Below are 14,197 nucleotides of genomic sequence, written 5' to 3'. Positions count from 1 at the left end.
AACATGAGAAACCACCAATTACAAGTTCACAAATTAACCATTTTATCCATGATGATTGCCCTTGATGTAGTCCTTACGCCTATATTTCGGATTGAGGGAATGGCACCGATGTCCAGTGTCGTTAATATTCTGGCAGGAATCATGATGGGACCTGTTTATGCCTTGATCATGGCTACAGTCACAGCTTTTATCCGTATGACAACTCAAGGGATTCCGCCTTTAGCTCTCACAGGAGCGACTTTCGGAGCCCTCCTTGCAGGTCTCTTTTATAAGTATGGTCGAAAATTTCACTATTCTGCCCTAGGGGAAATCTTGGGAACAGGTATTATCGGTTCTATTGTTTCCTATCCTGTTATGGTACTCTTTACAGGATCTGCGGCGAAGCTTAGCTGGTTTATCTACACTCCTCGATTTTTCGGAGCAACCTTGATTGGTACAGCGATTTCCTTTATTGCATTTCGATTTTTAATCAAGCAGGAATTCTTTAAAAAAGTGCAAGGATATTTTTTCAGTGAAAGGATAGACTGATGCAGGCATTTACAAATCCCTTCCCTCTAGGCTCTAGTTCCCTAATTCACTGCATCACCAATGAGATTTCTTGTGAGATGCTGGCCAATGGAATTTTGGCGCTGGGATGCAAACCTGTCATGGCAGATGATCCCCGTGAGGTTCTTGATTTTACCAAACAAAGTCAAGCACTCTTCATCAATTTAGGGCATTTGTCAGCTGAGAAGGAAAAAGCAATCCGTATGGCAGCTTCTTATGCAGCTCAAGCTTGTCTCCCAATGGTGGTAGATGCGGTTGGTGTAACGGCTTCAACCATTCGTAAGGATCTAGTCAGAGAACTTTTAGAATACAAGCCCACAGTCCTTAAAGGAAACATGTCGGAGATCCGAAGTCTTGTTGGCTTAAAACACCACGGAGTTGGGGTCGATGCTAGTTCTAAAGATCAAGAAACTGAGGATTTGCTTCAAGTCTTGAAAGACTGGTGTCAGATTTATCCTGGAATGTCATTCTTAGTCACTGGTCCCAAGGACCTTATCGTTTCGAAGAATCAAGTTGCTGTATTGGAGAATGGCTGTGCAGAATTAGACTGGATAACAGGGACAGGAGACTTGGTTGGAGCCTTGACAGCCGTTTTTCTCAGCCAAGGAAAGACTGCCTTTGAAGCTTCGTGCTTAGCGGTTTCTTATCTCAATATCTCTGCTGAAAGAATAATTGTTCAAGGAATGGGATTGGAAGAATTTCGTTATCAAGTTCTCAATCAGCTTTCTCTCCTAAAAAGAGATGAAAATTGGCTAGATGCTATTAAAGGAGATCTTTATGAATAGAGAATCACTTAGACTATATCTGGTAACCAATCGCTACCAAGATTCCTTGGAAAGCTTTCTTAAAAAGGTCGAGACGGCTTGCCGTTCAGGCGTTACCATCATCCAACTACGAGAAAAAAATCTCACTACCAATCAATACTATCACTTGGCAAAACAAGTCAAGAAAATAACCGATGCCTATCAGGTTCCCTTGATTATCGATGATCGTTTGGATGTTTGTCTTGCGGTTGATGCTGCTGGTCTGCATATCGGAGACGATGAACTACCAGTTTCGGTTGCCCGACAAGTCTTGGGCCCTGAAAAAATTCTCGGTGTCACTGCTAAAACTGTAAAAAGAGCCCTCGAGGCAGAAGAAGGAGGGGCGAATTACTTGGGGACAGGAGCCATTTTCCCGACTACGACCAAGGAAAATGCACCTATCACCCTGATTTCAACCTTGAAGACAATTTGCCAAAGGGTCGCCATTCCAGTAGTTGCTATTGGTGGCTTGACATCAGAGAATATTGAACAGCTTATTGGCACGGGTATAGCTGGTGTAGCTGTAGTACGTGATTTGATGCTGGCAGAAGATATTGAGGCAAAAACGCAAGCTTTTTTAACAAAGCTGGATGACATTATTTCCTAATCAAAAACACTCTAATTCCCTCAAAGTGGGAACTAGAGTGTTTTTTAATCTTTAAAGCTTGTATGGTTGACTGGGCCAGAACCATGACCGAGTTGAGGGGCGTCTTGGATGGCTTTCGTAATAAAGGCCTTGGCTTTATCAACTGCTTGATAGAGGGTTTTCCCCTTGGCTAGTTCAGCCGTAATCACAGCAGCAAAGGTACATCCAGTACCATGGGTATGACAGGTTTGAATTCGTGGACTTTCCCAGACAAACTGCTCATCCTTGGTAAAGAGGAAATCCTTGGCACCGCCTTCGAGATGCCCACCTTTGATAACCACAGACTGAGGACCAAATTCTTTTAAAATCAGGCGACCAGCACGTTGCATGTCTTCAGGATCATGGATTGAAAAACCAACAATCTCTTCTGCCTCAGGAAGATTGGGGGTGATAATGGTTGCAAGGGGAAGTAGGTTTGTTTTTAGGTAGCTTCTCGCACTAGTATCTATCAGGGTATCACCGCTTGTTGCGACCATAACAGGGTCAAGGACATAGGGGCAATCCAGCTTTTTAAGATAGGGCTGGATGATTTCCATGATTTCAGTAGTTGCCAACATCCCAGTTTTTACAGCCTGAGGTGGAATATCCGAAAAGACACTTTCCAATTGGGCTTTCAACATTTGAGGAGAAACGTGCTCGATTAATTGAACGCCTCTGGTATTTTGAGCGACAAGACTGGTCACAACAGCCATTCCATAGACATCTCTAGCTTGGAATGACTTTAAGTCAGCCATAATGCCAGCACCACCACTAGGGTCAGTCCCTGCAATGGTCAAAGCAACGGGTAAATAAGTCATCTAAAACCTCCCAACCAACTGAAGTTTGTATTCTTAAGAACAAGCTAGTCTGTTTTAGAAAGGCAATAGAAGACTGCTAGTCCCCATTATGATTTCCACTTCCATCAGCTAGCATTACCTAGATTGAGTCAAAGGGTCTAACAGTCGTTAATCTCAGCTTTACGCACCCCTAGTGGTTGTTTTCTTTTTTCTTTAGTATAGCATATTTTTATATTTTATATAGTAAAAATTGACTGCAAATTTCTAGTTACAGGATTAGAATTCTATTTTTCAAAAAAATAATAAAAACCATAGTTGACAAATGTAGATTTTGAGAGTATACTGATAATTGTAATTGACAAATGTAGATTTTGGAGGTGTGCTGATGCAGATTTCAGATGCAGAATGGCAAGTCATGAAGATTATTTGGATGCAGGGGGAACAGACCAGTACGGATTTGATCAGGGTTTTGGCAGAGCGGTTTGACTGGTCCAAGTCGACCATTCAAACTCTTTTGGCTCGTCTGGTTGAGAAAGAGTGTTTGACTCGGAAAAAAGAGGGTAAGTCCTTTGTCTATTCAGCCCTGTTAACTCTAGACCAAAGTCGGGATTTGCTTGTCCAAGATATCAAGGACAAGGTTTGTTCCCGTAGGATTAAGAACTTGTTGACTGATTTGATTGCGGAATGTGATTTTACTCGGGATGACTTGAAAGAGTTGGAAGCTGTGATTTCTGAGAAGAAATCAAGCGCTGTAACAGAAGTAAAATGTAATTGTATGTAAAGGAGACTTCATGTTAAATAGTATTGTAACCATTATTTGTATTGCCCTTATCGCGTTTATCTTGTTTTGGTTTTTCAAAAAACCTGAAAAATCTGAACAAAAGGCCCAGCAAAAAAAGGGCTACCAAGAGATTCGAGTTGAGGTCAAAGGGGGCTATACGCCTGAGTTGATTATTCTCAAGAAATCAGTGCCAGCACGCATTATCTTTGACCGCAAGGACCCTTCACCCTGTCTGGATCAGATTGTTTTTCCAGACTTTGGTGTACATGCGGACCTGCCTATGGGGGAAGAGTATATAGTGGAAATCACGCCTGAGCAGGCTGGAGAATTTGGCTTTGCTTGTGGTATGAACATGATGCACGGCAAGATGATTGTAGAATAGGAGAATGATATGACTGAAATCGTAAAAGCAAGTCTTGAAAATGGTGTTCAAAAAATCCGTATCCGAGCTGAAAAAGGCTATCATCCAGCTCATATCCAACTTCAAAAAGGGATTCCTGCTGAGATTACCTTTCATCGTGCTACTCCTTCAAACTGTTATAAGGAAATTCTTTTTGAAGAAGAAGGCATCTTGGAACCAATCGGCATAGACGAGGAGAAGACAATTCGTTTTACACCTCAAGAATTAGGACAACATGAATTTTCTTGTGGCATGAAGATGCAAAAGGGGAGTTATACAGTTGTTGAGAAGACTCGAAAATCTCTATCACTTTTACAGCGTTTTTGGATTACTAGTATCTTTACTGTGCCTCTTGTGATTCTCATGATTGGGATGTCGACAGGAGGAATTAGTCACCAAGTCATGCGTTGGGGCACCTTTTTAGCCACAACGCCGATTATGCTAGTAGCAGGCGGACCTTATATCCAGAGCGCTTGGGCCAGCTTTAAAAAACACAATGCCAACATGGATACCTTGGTTGCTCTGGGAACCCTAGTGGCCTATTTCTATAGCTTAGTTGCCCTCTTCGCTGGCCTCCCCGTTTACTTTGAAAGTGCTGCATTTATCTTCTTCTTCGTTCTTATGGGAGCCGTTTTTGAGGAGAAAATGCGGAAAAATACTTCCCAAGCTGTGGAGAAATTACTTGACTTGCAGGCTAAAACTGCAGAAGTCTTGCGTGAGGATAACTATGTTCAAGTTCCTTTGGAGCAAGTCAAGGTAGGTGACCTGATTCGAGTGCGTCCCGGTGAAAAGATTGCGGTTGATGGTGTCGTAGTAGAAGGTATCTCTAGTATTGATGAGTCTATGGTGACAGGTGAGAGTCTGCCTGTAGACAAGACAGTTGGAGATACCGTCATTGGCTCCACCATCAATAATAGTGGAACCCTTGTTTTTAGAGCAGAAAAAGTTGGTTCAGAGACTGTTTTGGCTCAGATTGTGGATTTTGTGAAGAAAGCTCAGACCAGTCGTGCGCCGATTCAAGATTTGACAGATAAAATTTCAGGGATTTTTGTCCCAGCAGTTGTCATTTTAGGAATAGTGACCTTTTGGGTCTGGTTTGTCTTGCTCAGGGATAGTGTCGTCGTGCTTGGAGCGAGCTTTGTGTCTTCTCTTCTCTATGGAGTGGCGGTTTTGATTATCGCCTGCCCTTGTGCCTTGGGACTTGCAACACCGACAGCCCTTATGGTGGGAACAGGCCGCAGTGCCAAGATGGGGGTTCTCCTCAAAAATGGAACGGTCCTACAGGAAATCCAGAAAGTCCAAACTATTGTCTTTGATAAGACAGGGACTTTGACGGAAGGGAAACCAGTGGTAACAGATGTCATCGGCGACGAAGTAGAAGTGCTTCGATTGGCAGCCTCCTTAGAAAAAGCTTCTCAACACCCATTGGCTGAGGCTATTGTCAAGCGAGCGACTGAAGCAGAACTTGAGCTTCATACTGTAGAAAATTTCCAAGCCCTACACGGAAAAGGTGTTTCAGGGCAAATCAATGGAAAACAAGTTTTGCTTGGAAATGCTAAAATGCTGGATGGCATGGATATTTCTAGCATTTATCAAGAAAAACTAGAAGAACTAGAAAAAGAAGCTAAGACAGTTGTGTTCTTGGCTGTTGACAATGAAATCAAAGGCTTGCTTGCTCTGCAAGATATTCCTAAGGAAAATGCTAAGCTTGCCATCAGTCAGTTGAAAAAACGAGGTCTTAAAACAGTCATGTTGACAGGAGACAATGCAGGTGTGGCGCGTGCCATTGCCGATCAGATCGGAATCGAAGAGGTCATTGCAGGTGTCTTGCCAGAAGAAAAAGCCCATGAAATCCATAAACTACAATCAGCTGGAAAAGTAGCCTTTGTTGGTGATGGGATTAATGACGCTCCTGCCCTCAGTGTAGCAGATGTGGGAATTGCTATGGGAGCTGGAACAGATATCGCCATCGAGTCAGCAGATTTGGTGTTGACAACCAATAATCTTTTAGGAGTGGTTCGTGCCTTTGATATGAGCAAGAAAACTTTTAATCGTATTTTGCTCAATCTTTTCTGGGCCTTTATCTACAACGTGGTCGGAATTCCGATAGCAGCGGGAGTCTTTTCAGGTGTTGGACTGGCCCTCAACCCAGAACTGGCAGGTCTAGCCATGGCCTTTAGTTCTGTATCTGTTCTGACTAGTTCACTCTTACTAAACTTTAGTAAAATAGACTAAAAGCGGCCTTGCTCGCTTTTTATTATAAAACAGAGACTAAAAACTTTTTCAAACTGTACTGTAATAGAGAATGAAATCTTCTGAGCAGATTCTTAGTAAACTAAAAATAAATGTGATAAATTAGTAGTGTAAAATTTACTGAAACGTTTTCAAAAACTATATGAAACCTTTTTTAGTAGATTTAAAAATATTTGAAGGAGAGTTATCATTATGACTCAAGGGAAAATTACTGCATCTGCAGCAATGCTTAATGTATTGAAAACATGGGGCGTAGACACAATCTACGGTATCCCATCAGGAACACTCAGCTCATTGATGGACGCTTTGGCTGAAGACAAAGATATCCGCTTCTTGCAAGTTCGCCACGAAGAAACAGGTGCTCTTGCAGCGGTTATGCAAGCTAAATTCGGCGGCTCAATCGGGGTTGCAGTTGGTTCAGGTGGTCCAGGTGCGACTCACTTGATTAACGGTGTTTACGATGCAGCTATGGATAACACTCCATTCCTAGCGATCCTTGGATCACGTCCAGTTAACGAACTCAACATGGATGCTTTCCAAGAATTGAACCAAAACCCAATGTACAACGGTATCGCTGTCTACAACAAACGTGTAGCTTACGCTGAGCAATTGCCAAAAGTAATCGACGAAGCTTGCCGTGCTGCAGTTTCTAAAAAAGGTCCAGCTGTTGTTGAAATCCCAGTAAACTTCGGTTTCCAAGAAATCGACGAAAACTCATACTACGGTTCAGGTTCATACGAGCGTTCATTCATCGCTCCTGCTTTGAACGAAGTTGAAATCGACAAAGCTGTTGAAATCTTGAACAATGCTGAACGTCCAGTTATCTATGCTGGTTACGGTGGTGTTAAAGCTGGTGAAGTGATCACTGAATTGTCACGTAAAATCAAAGCACCAATCATCACAACTGGTAAAAACTTTGAAGCTTTCGAATGGAACTATGAAGGTTTGACAGGTTCTGCTTATCGTGTTGGTTGGAAACCAGCCAACGAAGTTGTCTTTGAAGCAGACACAGTTCTTTTCCTTGGTTCAAACTTCCCATTTGCTGAAGTTTACGAAGCATTCAAGAACACTGAAAAATTCATCCAAGTTGATATCGACCCTTACAAACTTGGTAAACGTCATGCCCTAGACGCTTCAATCCTTGGAGATGCAGGTCAAGCAGCGAAAGCAATCCTTGACAAAGTGAATCCAGTTGAATCTACTCCATGGTGGCGTGCAAACGTTAAGAATAACCAAAACTGGCGTGATTACATGAATAAACTCGAAGGTAAAACTGAGGGTGAATTGCAATTGTATCAAGTTTACAATGCAATCAACAAACATGCTGATCAAGACGCTATCTATTCAATCGACGTAGGTGACACTACTCAAACATCTACTCGTCACCTTCACATGACACCTAAGAACATGTGGCGTACATCTCCACTCTTTGCGACAATGGGTATTGCCCTTCCTGGTGGTATTGCTGCTAAGAAAGACAATCCAGATCGCCAAGTATGGAACATCATGGGTGACGGTGCATTCAACATGTGCTACCCAGACGTTATCACAAACGTTCAATACGACCTTCCAGTTATCAACGTTGTCTTCTCAAATGGTAAATATGCCTTCATCAAGGACAAATACGAAGACACAAACAAACACTTGTTTGGTTGTGACTTCCCTAATGCTGACTATGCTAAAATCGCTGAAGCTCAAGGAGCTGTTGGATTTACAGTTGACCGTATCGAAGACATCGATGCAGTTGTTGCAGAAGCTGTTAAATTGAACAAAGAAGGTAAAACTGTTGTTATCGATGCTCGCATCTCTCAACACCGTCCACTTCCAGTAGAAGTACTTGAATTGGATCCAAAACTTCACTCAGAAGAAGCAATCAAAGCCTTCAAGGAAAAATACGAAGCAGAAGAACTCGTACCATTCCGTCTCTTCTTGGAAGAAGAAGGTTTGCAATCACGCGTAGTTAAATAATTCCTTCGTGGAACTTAAAAAGATCGGAGCAATCCGGTCTTTTTAAGGAGGATAGTAAATGAATTTAAATCAATTAGATATTATCGTTTCAGATGTTCCCCAAGTCTGTGCTGACTTGGAGCGTATTTTGGATAAAAAGTCCGATTATGTTGATGATGGTTTTGCTCAGTTTACGATTGGCAGTCACTGTCTGATGTTGTCCCGAAATCATTTGGTTCCTTTGGAAAACTTTCAGTCAGGAATCATTCTTCATATCGAGGTCGAGGATGTAGACCAGAATTACCAACGGTTGAAAGAGATTGGTGTCGAGATTTTACACGGTCCTTGTGAAACGGATTGGGGAACAGAGTCCTTATTAGTTAAAGGCCCTGCCGGTCTTGTGATTGATTTTTATCGTATGAAATAGGTAATGCTATTATCAAATTTTTATCTAAAAATTTAAACATTCTTGAAGCGGAACTTAAAAAGATCGGAGCAATCCGGTCTTTTTTATATAAAGAAATTGCACATAAATAATTGACAGCGTTTTCTCGAAATCTTATAATAAAAATATAATAGCAGAAAATAAAACTGATATGGAAAGGAGAAATATTTTTTAAATAGCTGTAGTAATTGGATTTTCTTATTTCATTAGGAGGAAAGAGATGCAAAAAAAAGGATGTTTATCTAATCTGTATGACCATGATTATCTGTTCAGTTATTATAGGACTGATTATAGGAACTTTTATTTTGCATGGCCTTGAAGATATTGCAGCAATAATTAACCATGGCTTGCTGACAATCAATCAGTCCATCCATTGATTGACAAAGCTATTCATTTTTACATTTTATTGTTCAAACAGATCGGAGCAATCCGGTCTTTTTCTTATCATAAGACTGTGATAGTTTACATTTTTATAACAAAATTTCCAAATTCTTGTTTGTTTTTGCATCAAACATATAAGCAAGTTCAGCCCCATCATTACCTAGATAGTTACCAACTTTTTATCTCCTTTTTAGTATAATAGAAGTAATAAATCAATTGAGGTAAAGCGATGACAGAAAACGCTCAATTTCCAGAGGGGTTCCTCTGGGGTGGTGCTACGGCAGCTAATCAATGTGAAGGTGCTTATAATTTAGATGGTCGTGGGTTGGCCAACGTGGATGTTGTTCCAATCGGTAAGGAGCGTGAAGCCATTATCACAGGTCAGAAAAAGATGTTTTCGTTTGAGGAGGGCTATTTTTACCCAGCTAAGGAAGCCATTGATATGTACCATCATTACAAGGAAGATATTGCACTTTTTGCAGAAATGGGCTTTAAGACCTATCGGCTTTCCATTGCTTGGACTCGGATTTTTTCTAAGGGAGATGAAGCAGAGCCAAATGAAGCTGGTCTAGCCTTTTATGAGGATTTGTTTAAGGAATGTCACAAGTATGGGATTGAGCCTCTGGTGACCATCACGCATTTCGATTGCCCCATGCACTTAATTAGGGAGTATGGTGGTTGGCGCAATCGTCGTATGTTGGACTTTTACGCAAATCTCTGTCACACCCTCTTTACCCGTTACAAGGGCTTGGTCAAGTACTGGCTAACCTTCAACGAAATCAATATGATTCTGCATGCTCCATTTTTAGGAGCTGGGATTTGTTTTGAAGAGGGAGAAAATCAGGAACAGGTCAAATACCAAGCAGCTCACCATGAGTTGGTGGCTTCATCCCTTGCGACTAAGATTGCCCATGAAATCGATCCAGAAAACAAGGTGGGATGTATGTTGGCAGCAGGGCAGTACTATCCCAACACTGCCCATCCGAGAGACTACTGGGCAGCCATGGAGGAAGACCGCAAGAGTTACTTTTTCATTGATGTCCAAGCGCGTGGGGAATACCCAAATTATGCCAAGAAGCAGTGGGAGCGTGAGGGAATTGAGATTGAAATGACGGCAGAAGATTTGGACTTGTTGAAGAATCACACTGTTGACTTTGTTTCCTTCTCTTACTATGCGAGCCGAGTGACCTCAGGGGATCCAGAAGTGAGGAATCTGACTGCTGGAAATGTCTTTGCCTCCATCAAAAATCCTTATTTGGAATCCTCAGAATGGGGTTGGCAGATTGACCCACTGGGACTTCGAATCACCCTCAATGCCATCTGGGATCGTTATCAAAAGCCTATGTTCATCGTAGAAAATGGACTCGGCGCTATGGATACGCCAGATGAAAATGGTTATGTAGCTGATGACTATCGGATTGCTTACTTAGAAGCCCACATCAATGCTATGCGAGATGCTATTTATCAAGATGGAGTAGACTTGCTTGGTTATACGACTTGGGGCTGTATCGATCTGGTTTCAGCTGGAACAGGCGAAATGAACAAGCGCTATGGCTTTATCTATGTGGATCGAGATAATGCTGGTCATGGAAGCCTCAAATGTAGCAAGAAGAAATCCTTCTACTGGTACAAGGATGTCATTGCCAGCAATGGTGCAAGCATTGAGTAGAGCACATTTGTTCACTATTTTTATAAAATCTTCTCCCTACTTTATAAGATACGAAAAAGAGTTCAATTAGACCTGGCTTTTTGCTATAATGAGGGGAGAAAAATCAGACAGGAGATCAAGATGTCAGAACCATTATTTTTACAATCAGTTATGCAAGAAAAAATCTGGGGTGGAACCAAGCTACGTGATGAGTTTGGCTACGACATCCCAAGTGAAAAAATCGGAGAATATTGGGCCATCTCAGCCCATCCAAATGGCGTTTCAAAGGTGGCCAATGGTCGTTTTGAGGGAACAGACCTCGCTACTTTGTACGCGGAACACCGTGAGTTGTTTGGCAATCGTCCAGAACCTGTATTTCCACTTTTGACTAAGATTCTGGATGCCAACGACTGGCTCAGTGTTCAAGTTCATCCAGACGATGCATATGGGTTAGAACATGAAGGTGAGCTAGGGAAAACAGAGTGCTGGTACATCATCGCTGCGGATGAAGGTTCAGAGATTATCTATGGTCATAATGCCAAGTCAAAAGAAGAACTCCGTCAGCAAATCGAGGACAAAAACTGGGATGCATTGCTGACAAAAGTGCCTGTTAAGGCTGGAGATTTCTTCTATGTGCCAAGTGGCACCATGCACGCTATCGGTGCGGGCATCTTGATTCTTGAAACCCAGCAGTCTAGCGATACCACTTACCGTGTCTATGACTTTGATCGTAAGGATGATAATGGCAACTTGCGTGAACTTCACCTTGAAAAATCAATTGATGTTTTGAATATTGGCGAGCCTGCCAATAGCCGTCCTGTAACTGTCAAAGCAGATGATTTGCGTTCAACTTTACTTGTCTCTAATGATTTCTTCGCAGTTTACAAGTGGGAAATCACTGGAAAAGTTGACTTCGAAAAGACAGCTGACTACAGCTTGTTGAGTGTCTTGGCTGGTCAAGGTCACCTCACTGTTGACGGAAAAAACTATCCGATCCAAAAAGGCAGCCACTTTATTCTACCAAGTGATGTTGAAGCTTGGACCCTAGAAGGGCAAGGCTTGGAATTGATTGTTAGTCATCCATAAAAAGAAAGGACCTGAGTTCATTACTCAAGTCCTTTTTGATTACATAAATTGGGCGATAAAGACCACGATGATGATGATTGGAATGATAAAGCGAAGAAGGAAGAGCCAGACCTGGAAAAGTCCCTGTTTCCATGCACTTTCATCAAGATGGAGTTCCTCCATAGCAAGAGCCTTTTTAAAGATATAGCCTGTAAAAAGTGAAAGGCAGAGAGCTCCAAATGGCATGAGGAGATTGGAAACCAAGAAGTCCATAGCATCAAAGAAGGTCTTCCCAAAAATGTGAACATCTGCCATAACACCGTAAGATAGGGCTGAAGGAATTCCAAAGATAAAGGTCAAGATTCCTAAAATAGCACTCCATTTAGCACGCTTGCTGTTGTCCTGATTGGTGATATTACCCACATTGATTTCCAGCATCACGACAGAAGAAGTGACCGTCGCAAAGAGGAAGAGCAAGAGGAAAAGGATGTAGAAAATGGTTCCAAAAGGCATCTTGTCAAAGAGTTGAGGCAAGACGATAAAGAGCAGGCTTGGCCCTCCTTCAGACTGGATATTAAAGGAGGACATGGCTGGGAAAATTGCTAGCCCCGCCATAATTGATACCGAGATGTTCATGGCTACGATGGAAATCCCTGATTGAACTAGATTGGTTTTCTTGTCCAAGTAAGACGCATAGGTCAGCATGGCTGTAACCCCTAGTGAGAGGGCAAAGAAAGATTGTCCCAGAGCATAGAGGAGACCAGCGCTGGTCAGTTTTGAAAAGTCTGGTTTGAGGAAGTAAAGAACGCCTTCCATGGCATTTGGCAAGCTGAGAGAGCGCCCGATGATGACAACAAAGATAATAAAGAGCAGGGGCATCATGACCTTAGAAGCTCTTTCAATCCCTTTTTGAACTCCACGTGATACAATAAAGATATTTAATAGGATAAAGGCAGCTTGAGCTCCTAGGGCAATGGCTGGATTTGAAATGATTGAAGTAAATAACTGAGCATAATCATCCGATCCGCCAAGTTGGAACAATTTTCCAAACTCAATACCCAGATAAACTAGAATCCATCCTCCAATAACACTGTAAAATGATAAGAGGATAAAAAGGGCAAAGGCACCAATCCAACCGATGAAGTTGTACTTGCTATTCTTGCCCAGTTTTCCAAAGGTTTTAATCCCAGAGACACCAGCGCTTCGGCCGAGGGCAAATTCAGCCAGCAAAAGAGGGAAACCGATTAAAATAGTGGAGATGAGAAAGACAAGTAAAAAGCCTCCTCCACCGTTAGCAGCAGTCATGTAGGGGAATTTCCAAACGGCACCAAGTCCGATTGCTGATCCAGCAGATGCTAGGATAAAGCCCAGTTTAGAACCCCATTGCGATTTTTCAGACATAGTTAAACTCCTAAAATTAGTATTACAAAAGAAAAAGCTACTGCCCTTGGCAAATAGCCTCATAAGTACTCAAAATGAGCCTTTCTTTTGATTAATAGACTTGACTATCCTATCATGTTTTCTAAGGTCTGTCAAGAAAACCATTTTCATGTTATGATAAAGTAAAAAAATTTCGCAAAAACGCTTGACTCTGACCTAAGGGGAGGGGTTATACTATCATTGTAATACTCTTCGAAAATCAAATTCAAACCACGTCAGCGTCGCCTTACCGTACTCAAGTACAGCCTGCGGCTAGCTTCCTAGTTTGCTCTTTGATTTTCATTGAGTATAAGGAGGAAATCATGTACCATATAAAAGAAGCTGCGCAGCTTTCGGGCGTCTCGGTTAAGACGCTGCACCACTACGATAAGATAGGGCTTTTGGTTCCTTTAAAGTCGGAAAACGGCTATCGAACATACAGTCAGGAGGATTTGGAGCGACTTCAGGTCATTCTTTATTATAAATATCTTGGCTTTTCTTTAGAAAAAATAGCAGAGCTATTAAAGGAAGAAAGGACAGATTTATTGCCCCATTTGACTAGGCAGTTGGACTATCTAACTCGAGAAAGGCAACATCTGGATACCTTGATTTCCACCTTGCAAAAAACCATTCAAGAACAAAAAGGAGAAAGAGAAATGAGCATTCAAGAGAAATTTGCTGGATTTAACTACCAAGACCATCAAAAATACCATCAAGAAGCGGTAGAAAAATATGGACAAGAAGTCATGGACCAAGCGCTCGAGCGCCAAAAAGGTCACGAAGACGAGGCTACGGCTGCCTTTAACCAAGTCTTTCAAGCATTGGCACAAAATCTTCAATCTGGTCTACCTGTAACAGCAACCGAAAATCAAGAAGAAGCAGCCAAACTCTTGCAAGCTATTCGTACTTATGGATTTGATTGTACGATTGAAGTCTTCGGTCATATCGGGAAAGGATACGTCTATAACCCTGAGTTTAAGGAAAACATTGACAAATTTGGACCTGGAACAGCCCAGTACACATCAGATGTGATTGCCCACTATGTCCAAACTCAGACAAAATAAAATCGGAGGAGTGATCTTCCGAT

The 14,197-nt window shown here is 41.9% G+C and carries 13 protein-coding genes and 1 riboswitch; of the genes, 11 read left to right on the top strand and 2 right to left on the bottom strand.

Features of this window, described 5'->3' with window-relative positions; all coding sequences use genetic code 11:
- Positions 1-3 precede the first annotated feature (3 nt).
- From thiW to thiE, 3 genes are read left to right on the top strand one after another with little or no spacing between them, the layout of a single operon-like run.
- On the top strand, positions 4-528 hold the full coding sequence (gene thiW / locus N8M66_RS02155) for an energy coupling factor transporter S component ThiW (RefSeq protein WP_261045332.1): 525 nt from the start codon (positions 4-6) through the stop codon (positions 526-528).
- Positions 528-1,331: a hydroxyethylthiazole kinase gene (locus N8M66_RS02150; protein ID WP_261045331.1), complete on the top strand. Its 804-nt coding sequence runs from the start codon at positions 528-530 to the stop codon at positions 1,329-1,331. Before thiW ends, N8M66_RS02150 begins: the two co-directional genes overlap by 1 nt.
- A complete protein-coding gene (gene thiE, locus N8M66_RS02145) occupies positions 1,324-1,956 on the top strand; it encodes a thiamine phosphate synthase (RefSeq protein ID WP_261045329.1) in 633 nt (210 codons plus the stop codon). Before N8M66_RS02150 ends, thiE begins: the two co-directional genes overlap by 8 nt.
- Before the next feature lie 44 nt (positions 1,957-2,000).
- Here thiE and thiD read toward each other — a convergent pair whose 3' ends face one another.
- Positions 2,001-2,792, bottom strand: a complete 792-nt coding sequence (gene thiD / locus N8M66_RS02140; protein WP_261045328.1) for a bifunctional hydroxymethylpyrimidine kinase/phosphomethylpyrimidine kinase — start codon at positions 2,790-2,792, stop codon at positions 2,001-2,003.
- An 83-nt stretch (positions 2,793-2,875) separates the two neighbouring features.
- Positions 2,876-2,973, bottom strand: a riboswitch (TPP riboswitch).
- A gap of 183 nt (positions 2,974-3,156) precedes the next feature.
- On the opposite strand from thiD, the gene N8M66_RS02135 reads away from it, so the two are divergent.
- The 7 genes from N8M66_RS02135 to manA all read left to right on the top strand — a co-directional run bounded on the left by N8M66_RS02135 (position 3,157) and on the right by manA (position 11,712).
- Entirely contained in the window at positions 3,157-3,552 is a 396-nt protein-coding gene (locus N8M66_RS02135; RefSeq protein ID WP_261045326.1) for a CopY/TcrY family copper transport repressor, read from the top strand.
- A gap of 10 nt (positions 3,553-3,562) precedes the next feature.
- The gene (locus N8M66_RS02130; RefSeq protein ID WP_261045325.1) at positions 3,563-3,934 is read left to right on the top strand and encodes a cupredoxin domain-containing protein; all 372 of its coding nucleotides are present in this window, start codon (positions 3,563-3,565) and stop codon (positions 3,932-3,934) included.
- A gap of 9 nt (positions 3,935-3,943) precedes the next feature.
- Complete coding sequence (locus tag N8M66_RS02125) at positions 3,944-6,187, top strand: heavy metal translocating P-type ATPase (protein WP_261045323.1); 2,244 nt, start codon at positions 3,944-3,946, stop codon at positions 6,185-6,187.
- Between the two features lie 210 nt (positions 6,188-6,397).
- Positions 6,398-8,173, top strand: coding sequence for a pyruvate oxidase (gene spxB / locus N8M66_RS02120; protein ID WP_261045322.1), 1,776 nt, complete (start codon positions 6,398-6,400; stop codon positions 8,171-8,173).
- 58 nt (positions 8,174-8,231) lie between these two features.
- On the top strand, positions 8,232-8,579 hold the full coding sequence (locus N8M66_RS02115; protein ID WP_261045320.1) for a VOC family protein: 348 nt from the start codon (positions 8,232-8,234) through the stop codon (positions 8,577-8,579).
- A 628-nt stretch (positions 8,580-9,207) separates the two neighbouring features.
- A complete protein-coding gene (locus N8M66_RS02110) occupies positions 9,208-10,647 on the top strand; it encodes a 6-phospho-beta-glucosidase (protein WP_261045319.1) in 1,440 nt (479 codons plus the stop codon).
- A gap of 120 nt (positions 10,648-10,767) precedes the next feature.
- On the top strand, positions 10,768-11,712 hold the full coding sequence (gene manA / locus N8M66_RS02105; protein ID WP_261045317.1) for a mannose-6-phosphate isomerase, class I: 945 nt from the start codon (positions 10,768-10,770) through the stop codon (positions 11,710-11,712).
- A 39-nt stretch (positions 11,713-11,751) separates the two neighbouring features.
- On the opposite strand, the gene N8M66_RS02100 is transcribed toward manA, so the two are convergent.
- Positions 11,752-13,092 carry a sodium-dependent transporter gene (locus N8M66_RS02100; protein WP_261045315.1) on the bottom strand — a complete coding sequence of 447 codons (1,341 nt, stop codon included), beginning with the start codon at positions 13,090-13,092 and terminating at the stop codon, positions 11,752-11,754.
- Positions 13,093-13,433: 341 nt separating this feature from the next.
- Between N8M66_RS02100 and N8M66_RS02095 the strand changes: the two genes are divergently transcribed.
- Positions 13,434-14,174, top strand: a complete 741-nt coding sequence (locus tag N8M66_RS02095; protein ID WP_261045314.1) for a MerR family transcriptional regulator — start codon at positions 13,434-13,436, stop codon at positions 14,172-14,174.
- Positions 14,175-14,197: the final 23 nt, after the last annotated feature.

The organism is Streptococcus mitis (assembly GCF_946188585.1).
In the GTDB taxonomy this organism is placed as follows: domain Bacteria; phylum Bacillota; class Bacilli; order Lactobacillales; family Streptococcaceae; genus Streptococcus; species Streptococcus mitis_DG.
The sequence above is the reverse complement of the archived record's forward strand: the minus strand, read 5'-3'. Positions and strand labels throughout refer to the sequence as shown.

Bases quoted from the DNA above. Each gene is read 5' to 3' on its own strand.
- thiD (WP_261045328.1), bottom strand. From the start codon at position 2,792: ATGACTTATTTACCCGTTGCTTTGACCATTGCAGGGACTGACCCTAGT.
- N8M66_RS02130 (WP_261045325.1), top strand. From the start codon at position 3,563: ATGTTAAATAGTATTGTAACCATTATTTGTATTGCCCTTATCGCGTTT.
- N8M66_RS02115 (WP_261045320.1), top strand. From the start codon at position 8,232: ATGAATTTAAATCAATTAGATATTATCGTTTCAGATGTTCCCCAAGTC.
- N8M66_RS02150 (WP_261045331.1), top strand. From the start codon at position 528: ATGCAGGCATTTACAAATCCCTTCCCTCTAGGCTCTAGTTCCCTAATT.
- N8M66_RS02125 (WP_261045323.1), top strand. From the start codon at position 3,944: ATGACTGAAATCGTAAAAGCAAGTCTTGAAAATGGTGTTCAAAAAATC.
- N8M66_RS02095 (WP_261045314.1), top strand. From the start codon at position 13,434: ATGTACCATATAAAAGAAGCTGCGCAGCTTTCGGGCGTCTCGGTTAAG.
- N8M66_RS02135 (WP_261045326.1), top strand. From the start codon at position 3,157: ATGCAGATTTCAGATGCAGAATGGCAAGTCATGAAGATTATTTGGATG.
- manA (WP_261045317.1), top strand. From the start codon at position 10,768: ATGTCAGAACCATTATTTTTACAATCAGTTATGCAAGAAAAAATCTGG.
- N8M66_RS02100 (WP_261045315.1), bottom strand. From the start codon at position 13,092: ATGTCTGAAAAATCGCAATGGGGTTCTAAACTGGGCTTTATCCTAGCA.
- thiE (WP_261045329.1), top strand. From the start codon at position 1,324: ATGAATAGAGAATCACTTAGACTATATCTGGTAACCAATCGCTACCAA.
- spxB (WP_261045322.1), top strand. From the start codon at position 6,398: ATGACTCAAGGGAAAATTACTGCATCTGCAGCAATGCTTAATGTATTG.
- N8M66_RS02110 (WP_261045319.1), top strand. From the start codon at position 9,208: ATGACAGAAAACGCTCAATTTCCAGAGGGGTTCCTCTGGGGTGGTGCT.
- thiW (WP_261045332.1), top strand. From the start codon at position 4: ATGAGAAACCACCAATTACAAGTTCACAAATTAACCATTTTATCCATG.